Source organism: Puia dinghuensis, from assembly GCF_014642875.1.
GTDB lineage: Bacteria > Bacteroidota > Bacteroidia > Chitinophagales > Chitinophagaceae > Puia > Puia dinghuensis.
The window spans coordinates 1,003,089-1,016,939 of record NZ_BMJC01000001.1 but is presented as its reverse complement, the minus strand read 5'-3'; the positions used below and the strand labels follow the sequence as shown (position 1 = coordinate 1,016,939).

Here is a 13,851-nt window from a genome sequence, read left to right as displayed (position 1 = left end):
GAAGAACCTGTAAGCCTGAAAGAAACTAAAAACCTTTTAACTATTGATGGCCGTCAACACGTTGTAAGGTAATATCTTGAGGTGAACCGTTATCTTGTAAGAGCTGTTTGATCTATACAATACTAATCGGATGCCAATTCCTAATTTATTGAAAACAAATATTGTGCGTTTGGGCATCGATCGAAAATCTTCCCTGGATGGGAAAAAAATTCCGGCGGAAGGAATAAAAAGGAAAAGAGCTACACAATTAATCGCCATAGACGGCGTTTTCCCTTAGAGGCGGATCAATGGTCCGCCAGTTACACCAAATCCAATATCTTTTAAAACTAATTACTGATCCCTATGACCCCGTATATCCAGAATAATCAGAATTACCTGGCTGAAGAATTCCGTCGTTTTGAGAACTATCTTCTACAGGAAAGCCGGATTGCCCTTTTAAAGATCCAAAGCTGGCAGTTCGCCATGAAAACCCCCGAAGTAGGCGCTCATTATCAACAGGAAGCCACTGACATGGTAAAGAAATCCCTTTTGAGCTTTGTTCCCAACAGCTTTGTTCTCAGTGAAGAAGGCTATTATTTCAAACCTATTTTCAATTGACCGATCGCTTGCGCGCGTTTATAAATGAAAAAGAGGCCGAACGGCCTCTTTTTTTATGCTTTGGTGGGATCGTAGCATTCTCGTAACTCCTTTTCCGTATAGGCCATCCCATGCTGCTTCAGCACATCCTCCGGCACCCCATTCCATTGGTTGGGCACATTTCCCATATAACCGACGTCTTTTACCCCAATCTCCGAAGTGTAGAAACCTGTTGCCGTCAGGTTGCGCATCAAACTAAAGAAAGCGACTCCCTGAGCCATCTCCGGTTTGGCCTTTTTGGGAAAAGCGATGGCATCGACCATCTCCATTTGCTGCGGATGTGAACAATCCTTAAACGCCTTGCCATAGCGGTTGAGGCATTGGAGATCGAGCCAGCGCAGGCCGCCCCGCAGGGGAGTCTGGTGTTCGGGCTTCTCTTTTACAATGTATTCGATAAACGCAGGTACGCCGGCATCGGAGGCGCTGCCGCTCACTTCATCTTTTGGGATGATGATATCGCCAAGGATGGTGATGGTCGCCATTTCATCGGGTGTGAAGAAGGTTTTGGCTATTACTTCTTTCTCGTGTTCTGCCTCTTCCTTCATCCGGTTGATCGTGGATGCCGGGCCAGCCTTTTCAGCCACGGGGGCCTGTTCAGGCGCTTTTTTATCTTCCGTATTGCAGGCTTCGACCAGCACCCCGGTGGATACGGTGCCAACGATGATCGCCTTTATTGATTTTCTTCTGTCCATGATCATTACAAATTTTGTTTTTTCATTTCGTCGACAAGATGTTCACTCGCGCGCATCGAGAGGGCAAGAATGGTCCAGGTGATGTTCTTGTCGGCTTGTGAAACAAAGGGGCCGCCATCCATGCAGAACAGGTTCTTGCATTCGTGCGCCTGGCTCCATTTGTTGAGCGGCGCCGTTTTGGGATCGTTGCCCATCCGGACACTGCCTGCTTCGTGAATGATATTACCGGGTGCATGTAATCCCCAGTTGTTGTGCGGCCCGTCTTCATGGCCCCACACCTGTACTGCGCCCATCGCGTGCAGTATTTCGGCAAAGGTCTCTTTCATATGCTTTGCCTGCTTGATCTCGTATTCAGAGTGGCTTGTATTGAAGCGCAGCACCGGGATGCCATATTTATCGACGACAGCCGGATCGATCTCGCAGTAGTTTTCGATGCGGGCAATGGCTTCTCCGCGGCCGGCCATGCCGACGTGCGAACCGAAGAAGTAGCGGTAGTCTTCTTTCAGTGAAGCGCCGTAGCCGCCTGCTTCCTTTACTTTCCCCTTTACCTTGAACTCCCCATTAAGCTTCTCGATGCCCCAGGAAAAACCATAGAGGGGCATTCCAAAACCGCCGCCGAACTCGATGTGATAGCCGCGGGGGAAATCCAGTTTCTTATTGTCCCCCCACCAGGGAGCGTAGACATGCATGCCGCCCACCCCGTCTTCGTTGTAGCGTTTGCGATCGAACAATTCGGGGATGACGCCGCCCATATCTGCTCCGGTGGAGTCGTGGAGGTATTTGCCGACAACATTGCTGCCGTTGGCAAGACCATTGGGATGGCGTGGTGATTTGGAGTTGAGCAGGAGTCTTGCGCTTTCGCAGGCGCTGGCCGCCAGGATCACTGTCCGGCCGCTGACCTGGTATTCCTGCAGGTCGTCCTTGCTGATATAAGAGACGCCGGTGGCGAGTCCTTCTTTATCCGTCAGCACCTCGCGCGCCATGGCATTGGTAACGAGGTCGACATTGCCGGTCTTGAGTGCGGGGATCACCAGACAAGAAGAAGACGAGAAATCGCCGTATACCTTGCAGCTGCGACCGCACTGGGCGCAGAAGAAGCATTGGCCACGTTCGCTATTGATCTGTTTGGTCAGGATCGACAGGCGGGAAGGAATGACGGGCACGCCGACGCTCGCCGCTGCTTTCTTGATCATAAGCTCATGCAGGCGCGGCTTTGGCGGTGGCAGGAAGAATCCGTCGGGGTCGTTCTCCAAACCTTCGTTGGTGCCGAATACTCCCAGCAGTTTGTCGATCTTGTCGTAGTAGGGTTTGACGTCTTCATAACCGATGGGCCAGTCGTCGCCCAATCCGTCGATGCTGCGTCTTTTGAAATCTTTCGGGCCAAATCGCAGGGAGATGCGGCCCCAGTGATTGGTTCGTCCGCCAAGCATGCGGGCGCGCCACCATTCCCAGGGGATGGTGCCGGGATTGCCTGTCTGGGTATAGGGTTCACCATCGACTTCCCAGCCCCAATAGCAACCGTCAAAGTCGCCAAAGGGACGGTATTTTGTGCTGGCGCCGCGACGCGGCGATTCCCAGGGATTTTTTAATTGATTACTGTCGGTCTTTGGATCGAACATCGGACCTGCTTCCAGCAGGCATACTTTGAGGCCCGCGTGGGCAAGCACATAGGCAGCCATACCGCCGCCGGCGCCCGAGCCGACGATGACTGCGTCGTATTTCTTGGACTGTTTTTTGATCTGAAGGTCTCCCATGCTAGGTTGGTGGGTTTGTGATTCGCCTTTGAGAAAGGGTAAATTTAACGGTTTAGCAAAATAGGGAACAAAAATATTTTACTAAAGGTTTACTGAGTGGAGAAGGCTATTTCCTTTCGGCGGCCGTTTGCTCGCGGATGGCTTTGAATTCAGAACCGGCTTTCCAGTTCGGCCATTCACGGCCGTAGGCGAGCCGGTGACCTATCTCGTAAACCACTTCGATATCCTGCAAACCGCCGTCGAGGTTCCAGGTGTTGGCGTCGTATTCGTCGGAGGGCTGGTGATAGCGCTGTGCGGTGTATTCGTCGTGTTTTTGTTTGCCGTAGGCTATCCCTCTTGTTACATCATCGACGCCACCATCGGCGGTGAGGGAGGGTACACCGGCACGTGCAAAATTGAAGTGGTCGCTGCGGAAATAATGTCCGGCCTCGGGATGATCTTCCGGTGCGACGTAGCGTCCGTTCTTCTTTATTTCTTCGGCAAGATAATCTTCCAGATCAGATTGCCCTTTTCCGCTGTAGGTGACATCCTTTGTCGGTCCATAAGTATTGATCACATCGATATTGAGGTTGGCTACTGTAGTGGCAAGGGGATAGACCGGATGCTGTGCGTACCAGGCAGAGCCGAGCAAACCCTGTTCTTCCGCCGTCACTGACAGGAAGATGACCGTGCGCTCGGGTTTCTCCGGCAGGCTTTTGAATGCCTTGGCTATTTGTAGCAGGGCCGCGGTGCCGCTGGCGTTGTCCGCGGCGCCGTTGTAGATGGAGTCACCTTTAGGGTCAGGTTTGCCAATGCCGAGATGATCCCAGTGTGCGGAGAATATGACGTATTCATTTGGGAATTTGCTGCCGGTGATCCTGGCGATGACATTGTGCGATTGGTTATACACTTCTTTTGCATGAACCGCGCCCGATAATTTCAGGTCGAGGGGAAGGGCTTTGAACCCCGGGTGTTGTGCCAGCTTCAGCAGGCTGCTATCTTTTCTTGCGGCTGCCAGCAGCTTCATCGCCACCGGTTCGGTGATCCAGCCCTGAAGGGTAAGCTGATAGGACGGATTGTTGCGGGTGTCGAGGTGCAGCTTGACGCCGCCGTTAGAACTCTGGACAACGCTGAAAGGGTAGGAGGCCGCGGCGGTGTTGTGGATGATCAAACAGGCGCTGGCGCCCTGACGGGCAGCCTCTTCATATTTATAGGTCCAGCGACCATAATAGGTCATCGTATGTCCCTTGAAGAGAGTAGAGTCGTAGAAGCCCGGATCGTTCACCATCACGATGACGGTCTTCCCTTTCACGTCCAATCCCGCATAATCATTCCAGTGATATTCCGGGGCGACGATGCCAAAGCCGGCAAAGATCACGTCGTTGCCTTTCAGTACATCGAGCGTATCGGGTCTTTCTGTCCAGCAGACAAAATCGGTGATGTTCTGCAGGGAGATGGCGCCTTTCGGGGAGCTGAACTGCAGGCTGGAAGGGGCGGAAGGGCTGATCTCCACCATCGGCACGTCCTGGGTATAGCTGTTGCCGTTGCCCGGCTCCAGGCCCAGGGCGGTATAGGACTGTACAAGGAAATCGATCGTTTTTGTTTCGCCGGGTGTAAAAGGCCGGCGGCCCTCGAATGCGTCGGAGGAAAGGGTTTTGATGGCTGCGGCCAGGCTGTCTTTATTAAAGGAAGCCAGACCGGTGTCTGTAGCGGAGTCTCCCTGGTGGCATGCAAAAAATGCGCAGGGTACGATTAGATAGACGACTGCGCGGGAAAGGGGATTGGCCATATGTTGTGTTTAGAATAGATGGCCCTAAATTTAGGCTTTCTATTGCAACAACAACCAATTAATAGCGGCGGTCTTGGCCGGATCATCGCCCGCGGTGGGTGAACCGGCGGCAACGTACTTATCGGGTTGGATACTGCCTTCACAGATGTGGCCGGTGCGATCGGCTTCCTGGCAGACGGTGAGCACCAGCATCGAGCCGTCGGAGAGGGGGTGGGTAGTATTGGCTGTCGTGAGCCCTGCTGTCGGTTCCCCGATGAGACAGGTCTGTGCTCCGCCCCGGAAGGCCAGGGCTACGAGTTCTCCGGCGCTGACGGTGCGGCGGCCGGTGAGCACGACGATCGATTTATTGTTGCGTTGTGTGTGGTAACCTTTGCCACTGACACGGCAGATCACATGCCGGCCTTCGAAGGCGGATCCATCGCGATAGGCAAAAGGGGCGCGCTCACCGGTGACGGCGGATACGAAATAGCCATGGATGCCGTCGCCGAGCAAGGGACCAACACCCGTCAGCATCGGCCAGCAGTTGCCGCCGGAGTTCTTCCGGAGATCGATGATCCACCGGGAGATGCCCCTCGAGTCGAGGCGCGCAATGACGGTCTGCAGGCTGTCAGCGATGCGTTCGCAGATGAGGGAGTCCGATGTGTGGATCCAGGGGATGGTCAGATAGCCGATGCTGTCCTGCAGCCATTCGCCTCTTATTTCGCCGACCAACTGCGAAAGATCGGGTTCCGGTGCGGGACGATCTTCGTCGCCGTTGTAACGCGCGGCCCTATCGGGTGGCATGACAAAACTGTGCGGTTCGTTCAACTGACGGAAGCACCAGCTGATGGCGGCATAGGCGTCATCGCAGTTGCCGGAGGACTCTAATTGCTGTCTGGCTTTTGCCGTCAGATCGGGCCAGGAGACCAGATCTCTGCGGTAATACGACTTTTGCATGAAGGTGATCGCCTCGTTGAGCAGCCGCTCGGCTTTTTCCATGCAGGGTAATGGCAGGCTATCGACACCGGCCCGGTCGCTGCCCCGGGCGGGCAGGATGCCGGTGAGAAGGGATAAGAAAAAAAAGGTTCTGACCATGGGTAGTCGGCGTTGGATCGACCCTTAAGATAAGAAAACCGGAATATTCCATAAAAAGGAATTATTCTTCCTCTTCGCCCTCTTCTTCTGTGTTTTCCTCTTCTTCGCCGGAATCTTCGTCTTCAGCCTGGTCTTCTTCGGCTGCCCGGGCCCATTCGGCGAACCACCCCCCATTGGCCAGCAATTCGGCGGGAGTGCCTTCTTCTTCCACTGCTCCTTCGGCCAGTACGATCACGTGATCGGCGTCCCGCACCATGGAATAACGGTGAGCAATGATGATAATGGTGGTATGCCGCCGGAGTCCCTCGAGCGTCTTCCTTACTTCGCCTTCGGTGGCATAATCCAGGTTGGCCGTGGCTTCGTCCAGTACGAGGATGCGGGGTTTGGCTACCAGCACCCTTGCGATCTGGACACGCTGGCGTTCGCCGACCGAGAGTCCCATACCGCTCTCGCCTACGGGCGTCTGCAAACCCTGTGGCAGGCGGTCTAATGTGGAATGCATGCCCGCGGCTATCGCCGCCTGTTCTACTTCGGCATCTGTGGCCGAAGGCCGTTTATAGCGAATGTTATCGGCCAGGGTACCCCGAAAGACTGCGCCGTCCGTCGATACTACGCCGATCTGGCGGCGGACGGATGCCGCATCGAGGGTACGGAGATCTTGTCCATCGATGAGGATGCTGCCTTCCGAAGGGTCGTAGAGCCGCATCAGCAGATCGGCCGTAGTTGTCTTACCCGCACCGGACCCTCCTACCAGGGCAGTGGTCGTGCCGGGCCGCAGCGTAAAGGACAGCCCTTTCAATACTTCCCGTTCGGGGGTATAGCTGAAATAGACATCGCGGAATTCGATCTTTCCATGACGGATATGCAGCCCCGAGCCGGCCTTTTCTTCCACCCCCTTATCGAGCAGCCGGAAGGCCCGGGCAATGGAGGCGATGTTCTGTTGCAGTTCGACCCAAAGGCTGGCAAGGGTATCTATCGGGCCATAGAGCCGGTCGAGATAAGCCACGAACATCACCACGTCACCGGGGGTGAGCCGGTTTTCCAGGGTCAGGTAACCGCCATAGCCAAAGACCAGGGCTGTAGAGAGATGGGATAACATCGTCTCCCAGAAAACATATTTGTTGGCGAGCCGCGCCCGCTTGATATAATCCTGATAGGCCTCGCCCGCCGAGGCCTGCAACTGGTCCACCTCCCGCTGTTCGGCGCCCGAGAGCTTCACCGTCTTGATTCCCGCCAACCCATCCTGAATGCGCGAAGAGACTTCCTCCCAGCGTGAATAATAATTGGACAGACCGGACTCCAGCCGGCCCGCTGAACGCCAGGCAATGAGGATATAAAAGGGGATGGTGACAAGCGCAACGGTTGTAAGGGCCACGTTTTGCCAGAGCATGATCGCCAGGATGCCGAGCAGACTGATCAGTTCGGGCAATATCTGTTGAGAGAAGCCATTTACGATGCCGGTGACCTCTTCCGACTGATCGATCTGTTTGGCGATGGCGGCCGTGCTGCGACGGCTGAAAAAAGAAAGCGGGAGACGCAGCACATGGGCGAAGGTGCCCTGGATAAAGCGTTGTTCGATGAGACAGGAGAGCCGGGTGTTGGTGTTCTCCCCAAGGCGCCACAGCAGCGTGCCGATGAGGTTGATGACAAAGAGCCAGGCGACTGCCCAGAGCAGCGTATTCAACGCCTGCTTCGGCGATCGGGCGGCAACATGACCCCGGGAATGAGCTGTCGGAGATGTGCCGGCCGGGGTTTTGGGAACGACAGCGGCCGGTGAGTGCGGGGTACCGCTGATGGACGCGGAATCAGTCGCGGCCTGAGTGGAATCGGGCACTTCGTTACGGATCATCGAGCGGATGTTTTCTTCTTCATCGGCGTCGACACCCAGGTCTTTCCTTGCGTTCTCCCTGGCCTGGCGCACGAAGAGACCCGCCACATCATTGATGGCCTCGCGGTAGATGAGGGGTTCGACCAGGCCGACCCCCGTGCTTAGCAAGCCAAGGGTGACTACCCAAAGAAACTTCTTTCGGTAGGGTAGAATAAGCCGGTAAACATTTCTCCAAACAGCCTTTTTCATCGGTTTTTCCATAGTAAGCCTAACCTCTTTGGGCCGCAAGATCGGACAAAAATTTATTTGGCGCCGGCAGCAAAAAAAATTACATTCGTTGAGAACATTCCGTTAGTCTTGCCATCGCCGGCACATAAAATTCTACCATCATGGGCTTTTCCCGCAGAACCTTCCTTAAGAACAGCGCCCTGGCTGTCGCCGCCGTCAACTTCCTTCCCGGTGAATCGTTTGCCGCCTTTAAAAGAGAAATGGTTGGTGTCCAATTATACTCTGTGCGTGACGCCATGGCGAAAGACCCTTCGGGCAGTCTGAAGAAATTAGCCGATATGGGCTACAAATACGTAGAGCACGCAGGCTACAACAGCAAGGAGGGTAAGTTCTATGGCTATGGGGCGAAGGAGTTCAAGGCCCTGCTCGATGGCTATGGGCTGAAGATGCATAGCGGCCATACCCGGCTTGGTCCCGGTGATTGGGATGAGAGCAAAAAGGATTTTTCCGACGGCTGGAAGCGACTGGTCGATGATGCGGCGATTGCCGGACAGAAATATGTCATCAGCCCATATATGGATGAAAAGCTGCGGAAAGACTATGATGATCTGCTGCGAACCCTGGAAGTCTTTAATAAGGCCGGGGAATTGTGCAAGAAGCAAGGGATGAAATTCGGCTATCACAACCACGACTTCGAGTTCAGCACCGTCCTCAACAACCAGAAGGTATTCGATATCATCCTCCAGCATACCGACCCCGCGCTGGTGACCCAGCAGCTGGATATGGGTAATCTTTATAACGGCGGGGCGATCGCCATTGCCATCGTGATGCAATATCCCGACCGGTTCGAGCTCATGCACGTCAAGGATGAGATAAAGGCCACCAGCGGAAATGAGAAATACGAAAGCACCATACTGGGCACAGGGATCGTCAATACCAAACAGGTTTGCGACCAGGGCCGCAGGTCAGGAACGAAGTATTTCATCATCGAGCAGGAGTCTTACCAGGGTAAGGATCCTTTCGATTCCTGTAAGGAAGACCTCGAGGTGATGAAGAAGTGGGGCTACTAGTCTATACGTAGTCTATTCGTCACGGTCGCCTTTTCAAGGCGTCGGTGAACGATAAGTAAAGGCCGCTTGCTGATCTCCAATGTATACATCAAAGTCACCGGGCTCCGTCACCGTTTGCAATTGCGCATTTACAAAGGCCAGGTCATTCCTGTCGATCGTAAAATTCACCGTCTGTGATTCACCTGCTTTCAGGAAGATCTTTTTAAAGGCCCGCAACCGCCGCGTGCTTGGGGTGATGCTGGCATAATGCTCCCGGGTATAGAGCTCTACGGTATGCTTACCATCCCGACTACCCGTGTTCTTCACCGTTATACTCACGGTCATCTTGCCGGCGCCGGTGAGGGTAGGGGAACTAAGATGGAGGTCACTGTAGCTGAATTGTGTGTAGCTAAGTCCCCAGCCAAAGGGGAATAGCGGCCGGTAGCCATCCATGGTCATGTCCGCATTGAAGATCTCCCGGATGTCTTCGGTAGGCTTCCGGTCGTAGAGTACCATCTCCCCCATGCTGCGCGGATAGCTGTAGGGCAGCCGGCCATCGGGATTGTAGTCGCCCGCCAGCACGTCGCTGATCGCCTCCGCTGTCTTTCGGCCGCTCCAATAGGCCAGCAAGATCCCTTTCGCAAGGGGCGCGATATCCGTGATAAAACGGGGTCTTCCTTCTGTCAGGACGAAGATGACGGGTTTGCCGGTAGCGGCTGCGGCGCGGGCCAGGGCCTTCTGGTCGTCCGGCAGGGCGAGATCGGCGATGTTGCCCGGGCTTTCCGCGTAGGCATTCTCGCCAAGACAGAGGACGATGGCGTCCACGTTCGTGGCAGCGGCGGCGGTTTTCAGGGCCATCGTATCATAATTGGCCGGACTGGAGAAATCCGTCACGGCGGTGGTGGTCACATTGTCAGCGCCAAACTTGTCCCGTAAGGCATCGACGATGGTCTTGCTGCCCGCCGGATACCAGCGCTCGTCCTTGCCCTGCCAGGTATAGCTCCAGCATCCGTTGAGGGCGCTGATGCTACGGGCAGAGGGACCGGCTACCAGCAGCTTTGTGCCTGCCTTGAAGGGCAACAGGGCGTCGTCATTCTTCAACAGGGTCATCGCTTCATGCGCCGCCTGCAATGCCAATGTCTGGTATTCGGGCCGGCCGAAGTTGGCGGCTGCCGCGTCCTCGGGATAGGGATTGTCGAAGAGTCCCACCTTCGCCTTCAGCAACAGGATGCGCCGGACGGCGTCGTCGATGCGGCTAATGGGTACTTCCCCTTTTTGGACGGCTTCTTTTAACAAGTCAAAGAAGGAAAAATCGCCGGGCACCATGCTCATATCGATGCCGGCGTTGACGGCCATCACCACCGCAGCCCGGGGGGTGGCGGCGACATGATGCCGGGTGTGCAGCCGGATGATGTCTTCCCAATCGGTGACGATCACGCCCTGGAAGCCCAGCTCTTTGCGAAGGACATCGGTGAGCAGATATTTGCTCGCGTGCACCGGCGTGCCGTTGATCTCGGAAGAATTGACCATCAGCGTGGATGCACCGGCCTTCACGGCCTCGCGAAACTGCGGCAGGTAATATTCCCGCATCTCTATCTCGGGCAGATAGATGGGCGTACGATCTTTTCCCGTGCGGGAGTCAGAATAGGCCAGGTAGTGTTTCATACAGCTGGCGACAGCGGTAGGATTTTTCAACCCCTCTTCTTCATACGCTTTTATCACCGTCGCGCCCATGGTCTTGCCGATATAGACATCTTCGCCATAGGTCTCGGGGAATCGCGACCAAAGGGGCTGGCGGCCGCAATCCAGCACCGGTGCAAAGTTCCAGCGTACACCGGAAGCGCGGAGTTCTTTTGCGGCTACCTTTGTTATGGCGGCGGCCAGCTCGGGATCACGGGTCGCGGCCATGCCGACATTCTGGGGGAACAAGGTTGCATTCAACGTATAGGTCTGGCCGTGAATGCCATCCAGTCCGTAGATGACCGGGATCTTCAGGCGGGTCTTTTTCGCCTCGTCCTGTATCTTTGTCTGCACCTGCCGCCACTGTTCTACGGTGAGCGCGTGATTGGTGACATTGAGGATGGAGCCCACCTTATAGCCGGCGATGGCCTTTGTAAGGGCGGCGGGATCCAGCACGCCATCCTCCGGGGTCGAGACGACGCCCAGGGTCACCTGGGTCATCTGACCAATCTTCTCATCGAGCGTCATTTGCCGTAGCAGGGATTCGACTTTTTGGCGATCGGCCGGGCTTTGCGCGGTGGCCAAAAGGGTGGAAAGGAGAAGTCCGGCAAGGAGAAATGCCGTAAATGCCCTTTGAGAAAAATAGGGCATTTCCGGCAAAGGGCTAATGTCTGTCCTTCGGACAAGCCGCTGGAAGCGGCTTCTGGAGTGTTTTTTCATAAATGAAATAAAAGGCTTAAAGATAAGATGGCGGTGCGCTCCCCGGATGTGATTTTTTGATCATTCCTGATATTTATTTATCCCTCCAGTCCCCGCAGCTCTTTCAGGTAGTCGTACTGCAGGTCTTCGTGCATGCCCGCGATGACTCCCCGCACCTTCTTCAGCTGCTGCCGGTAAAGATTGACCAGCACGGGACTGTCTTCAAAGGGAATGCCACTTCGCCTCAATTTCCGGAGGAAATAGGTAAGCAGCTCTACTTCCGCCTGGGGAGAACCGGTATAACGAATCTGTTTGGCCGTCGTGCGCAGCACCTTCCGCAGGCTTTTTTTGGTGAGATAAAGGTTGGGTTTTGGCAGGGCGGCAAATTCCTCGTCGATCTCTTTCTTTATGGCGCCGATGTAAGCGGCTTCGTCCGCCGCTTCGAACAGGAGGTAGGTGAGCAGCTCTTTGTTGTCCTTTTTGAATTTGGCCAGTCTGAGGCATAGTTCCGAAAGCCGGGTAGGGGATAGGGACTGCAATTCCTGTTTGATCTCTTGAATGGTAGCTGCTTTCATGCCCCCAAGTTATCAAGGTTTTCGCTCCTTTCGTGTAAAATTCCTTTCATTCCCGGTGGGTCATGTTACCTTTGGGGCGGCCTCATTAAATCAGGCGAATGAAGCAGCATCGCATCTGGATATCCATCGGACTCTGGGCCGGCCTTTACCTGTGCTGGATCTTTCTGTTTCGCGACCGGGTATTTACAGTGACCCGGACCCTGACGGTGCAGTTTTGCTATCTCCTGTTTGTGGCAGCCAACTTCTATGCGCAAGTGTACTATGCTATTCCCCGGTTGCTCAACCGCAAGAGATACCTGGCCTTCGCCCTCTTCCTTCCGGGCGCTATCACGCTGAGCGCCTTGCTACGTACCCCATTGGCCATCTGGCTACAGGTATCCTATTTCCGGCCGGGGTCGCCCGCCCCCGATTTCGGTACGGTGTTTCGCGACAGCTTCCTGAATATCTTCATCTGGGTCATGTGTCTTGTCGCCATCCGCCTTGTGCTGGAGAAAATATGGTTTAGACAGTATATGGATACCATGGAAAAAGAACGCATCCGCAACGAGCTGGATTTCCTGAAGGCGCAGTTCAATCCGCATTTCCTGTTCAATTCCATCAACTCCATCTATGGCCACATCGACAGGAAGAATGGGAAGGCGAGGAATATGCTCCTTAGTTTCTCGGAAATGCTTCGCTACCAGCTGTATGAATGCGACGTCGATAATATCGTTATCGAAAAGGAAATTCAATATATCCGTAATTACATTGCGTTGCAGCAAGAGCGGAAGGACGAGCATCTTCGTGTCCTGGTGGACATTCCTGAAGACGTCCGGGGATTTACCATTGCGCCCCTGCTGCTGATCACCTTTGTCGAGAATGCCTTCAAATATGTCAGCAGTCATGAGGACCGGGAAAACCAGGTGAGCATTTCCCTGCACAAGGAAGAGGACCAGCTCTTGTTTCGGGCTTTTAACACCCGGGACGAGTATGGTGTACGGCGGGAGATGGAAAAAGGGGGCATCGGCATTGCCAACGCCAGGCGGCGGCTCGATCTGCAATATCCGGGAAAACATTCTTTGCAGATAACGGATGGCGGCGATTCCTTTGAGGTGATCTTACGTTTAAATATCAAACCCCATGTTGTTGAAAGCCGTTATAGTCGACGATGAGCCGGTGGCCCGTAAAGTGATAAAGGAGTATATCGAAGATATCGAATACCTCGAGCTGGCCGGCATGGCGGAGAACCCGCTGAAGGCGGATGTCCTGTTACGGGAAGGACAGGTGCACCTGTTGTTCCTCGACATCAATATGCCAAAATTGAGCGGCATCGAGTTTCTGCGCGCTTCCGCCGGAGGCTCCCATCAGCCCATGGTCATCATCACCACCGCCTATGCGGAATATGCGCTGGATGGTTTTGAGCTGGATGTGGTGGACTACCTGGTGAAGCCGTTCTCGTTCGAGCGATTCCTCAAGGCCTGTAACAAGGCAAGGAGTAAGTTCAACGAGCGTTTTGTCGCCGAACGACCGGCTGAAGGCCGCCCCGACCATTTTTTTGTCAAATGTGGCAGCAGCCTGGAGAAAGTGCTGTATGCCGAGCTGGAATATGTAGAAGCATTGACCAACTATATTGTGCTGCATACCACCAGCCGCCAACTGATCGTTTATCTGACGCTGAAGGGGGTGCTGGGGCACCTGCCTGCGGACAGGTTCATCAAGGTCCATAAATCTTTTATCGTCAACAAGGACAGGATCAGGAGCATCCGGGGTAATACCCTGCAGCTGGGTGTGGCCGAGATCCCTGTCAGCCAGCATTATTTTGAAGCGGCGATGCTGGAGATACTGAAAGACCGTGTTATTAAGAGGGAATAAACTAACATTCGTTAGTT

11 protein-coding genes are annotated in these 13,851 nt (G+C 54.5%); 4 read left to right on the top strand and 7 right to left on the bottom strand.

All coding sequences use genetic code 11. The annotated features are described in order from the left end of the window. Positions 1-342 precede the first annotated feature (342 nt). The gene (locus tag IEY39_RS04025; protein ID WP_188928772.1) at positions 343-597 is read left to right on the top strand and encodes a hypothetical protein; all 255 of its coding nucleotides are present in this window, start codon (positions 343-345) and stop codon (positions 595-597) included. A 53-nt stretch (positions 598-650) separates the two neighbouring features. Here the strand turns inward: IEY39_RS04025 and IEY39_RS04020 are convergent, their stop codons facing one another. The 5 genes from IEY39_RS04020 to IEY39_RS04000 form a co-directional block, all read right to left on the bottom strand. Continuing rightward, positions 651-1,328, bottom strand: a complete 678-nt coding sequence (locus IEY39_RS04020; protein WP_188928770.1) for a gluconate 2-dehydrogenase subunit 3 family protein — start codon at positions 1,326-1,328, stop codon at positions 651-653. Positions 1,329-1,333: 5 nt separating this feature from the next. Further along, complete coding sequence (locus IEY39_RS04015; protein ID WP_188928768.1) at positions 1,334-3,082, bottom strand: GMC oxidoreductase; 1,749 nt, start codon at positions 3,080-3,082, stop codon at positions 1,334-1,336. 106 nt (positions 3,083-3,188) lie between these two features. Then, positions 3,189-4,850, bottom strand: a complete 1,662-nt coding sequence (locus tag IEY39_RS04010) for a M28 family metallopeptidase (protein ID WP_188928767.1) — start codon at positions 4,848-4,850, stop codon at positions 3,189-3,191. Positions 4,851-4,889: 39 nt separating this feature from the next. Next, the gene (locus IEY39_RS04005) at positions 4,890-5,924 is read right to left on the bottom strand and encodes a S41 family peptidase (protein WP_188928765.1); all 1,035 of its coding nucleotides are present in this window, start codon (positions 5,922-5,924) and stop codon (positions 4,890-4,892) included. A gap of 61 nt (positions 5,925-5,985) precedes the next feature. Next, complete coding sequence (locus IEY39_RS04000) at positions 5,986-8,001, bottom strand: ABC transporter ATP-binding protein (RefSeq protein ID WP_188928763.1); 2,016 nt, start codon at positions 7,999-8,001, stop codon at positions 5,986-5,988. Positions 8,002-8,141: 140 nt separating this feature from the next. Between IEY39_RS04000 and IEY39_RS03995 the strand changes: the two genes are divergently transcribed. Next, positions 8,142-9,050: a sugar phosphate isomerase/epimerase family protein gene (locus IEY39_RS03995; RefSeq protein ID WP_188928761.1), complete on the top strand. Its 909-nt coding sequence runs from the start codon at positions 8,142-8,144 to the stop codon at positions 9,048-9,050. Between the two features lie 33 nt (positions 9,051-9,083). On the opposite strand, the gene IEY39_RS03990 is transcribed toward IEY39_RS03995, so the two are convergent. Both IEY39_RS03990 and IEY39_RS03985 read right to left on the bottom strand, forming a co-directional pair. Then, positions 9,084-11,429, bottom strand: a complete 2,346-nt coding sequence (locus IEY39_RS03990) for a glycoside hydrolase family 3 N-terminal domain-containing protein (protein ID WP_229688757.1) — start codon at positions 11,427-11,429, stop codon at positions 9,084-9,086. Between the two features lie 77 nt (positions 11,430-11,506). Further along, positions 11,507-11,983 carry a hypothetical protein gene (locus tag IEY39_RS03985; RefSeq protein ID WP_188928759.1) on the bottom strand — a complete coding sequence of 159 codons (477 nt, stop codon included), beginning with the start codon at positions 11,981-11,983 and terminating at the stop codon, positions 11,507-11,509. Between the two features lie 98 nt (positions 11,984-12,081). On the opposite strand from IEY39_RS03985, the gene IEY39_RS03980 reads away from it, so the two are divergent. Further along, complete coding sequence (locus tag IEY39_RS03980; RefSeq protein ID WP_188928758.1) at positions 12,082-13,134, top strand: sensor histidine kinase; 1,053 nt, start codon at positions 12,082-12,084, stop codon at positions 13,132-13,134. Continuing rightward, a complete protein-coding gene (locus IEY39_RS03975) occupies positions 13,103-13,834 on the top strand; it encodes a LytR/AlgR family response regulator transcription factor (RefSeq protein ID WP_188928755.1) in 732 nt (243 codons plus the stop codon). Before IEY39_RS03980 ends, IEY39_RS03975 begins: the two co-directional genes overlap by 32 nt. Positions 13,835-13,851: the final 17 nt, after the last annotated feature.

Bases quoted from the DNA above. Each gene is read 5' to 3' on its own strand.
- IEY39_RS04025 (WP_188928772.1), top strand. From the start codon at position 343: ATGACCCCGTATATCCAGAATAATCAGAATTACCTGGCTGAAGAATTC.
- IEY39_RS04020 (WP_188928770.1), bottom strand. From the start codon at position 1,328: ATGGACAGAAGAAAATCAATAAAGGCGATCATCGTTGGCACCGTATCC.
- IEY39_RS04015 (WP_188928768.1), bottom strand. From the start codon at position 3,082: ATGGGAGACCTTCAGATCAAAAAACAGTCCAAGAAATACGACGCAGTC.
- IEY39_RS04010 (WP_188928767.1), bottom strand. From the start codon at position 4,850: ATGGCCAATCCCCTTTCCCGCGCAGTCGTCTATCTAATCGTACCCTGC.
- IEY39_RS04005 (WP_188928765.1), bottom strand. From the start codon at position 5,924: ATGGTCAGAACCTTTTTTTTCTTATCCCTTCTCACCGGCATCCTGCCC.
- IEY39_RS04000 (WP_188928763.1), bottom strand. From the start codon at position 8,001: ATGAAAAAGGCTGTTTGGAGAAATGTTTACCGGCTTATTCTACCCTAC.
- IEY39_RS03995 (WP_188928761.1), top strand. From the start codon at position 8,142: ATGGGCTTTTCCCGCAGAACCTTCCTTAAGAACAGCGCCCTGGCTGTC.
- IEY39_RS03990 (WP_229688757.1), bottom strand. From the start codon at position 11,429: ATGAAAAAACACTCCAGAAGCCGCTTCCAGCGGCTTGTCCGAAGGACA.
- IEY39_RS03985 (WP_188928759.1), bottom strand. From the start codon at position 11,983: ATGAAAGCAGCTACCATTCAAGAGATCAAACAGGAATTGCAGTCCCTA.
- IEY39_RS03980 (WP_188928758.1), top strand. From the start codon at position 12,082: ATGAAGCAGCATCGCATCTGGATATCCATCGGACTCTGGGCCGGCCTT.
- IEY39_RS03975 (WP_188928755.1), top strand. From the start codon at position 13,103: ATGTTGTTGAAAGCCGTTATAGTCGACGATGAGCCGGTGGCCCGTAAA.